Below are 415 nucleotides of genomic sequence, written 5' to 3' on the forward strand. Positions count from 1 at the left end.
CCCAGCTCCACGGTGGACGGAATGATGTTTTCCGCCGCGCATTTCATGATGTGCGAGCCGACCGGGGTCGAGCCGGTGAAGGCRATCTTGGCGATGCGCTTGCTGGTGGCCAGCGCTTCRCCGGCTTCTTTGCCGAAGCCTTGCACGATGTTCAGCACGCCCGGTGGCAGCAGGTCGCCGATCAGTTCGACCAGCACGGTAATGCCCAGCGGYGTTTGCTCGGCAGGCTTGAGCACCACGCAGTTGCCGGCGGCCAGTGCCGGGGCGAGTTTCCACGCGGCCATCAGGATCGGGAAGTTCCACGGGATGATCTGCCCGACCACGCCCAGCGGTTCATGGATGTGATAGGCCACGGTGTTGCCGTCGATTTCTGCGGCGCTGCCTTCCTGGGCGCGCAGGCAACCGGCGAAATAGC

At 64.6% G+C, this 415-nt stretch carries 1 pseudogene; it reads right to left on the minus strand.

The features are described from left to right. Positions 1 to 415 (minus strand): annotated as a pseudogene (gene adh, locus ASD60_RS29335) (aldehyde dehydrogenase); the annotation flags it as partial.

Source organism: Pseudomonas sp. Root562 (genome assembly GCF_001427125.1).
GTDB lineage: Bacteria > Pseudomonadota > Gammaproteobacteria > Pseudomonadales > Pseudomonadaceae > Aquipseudomonas.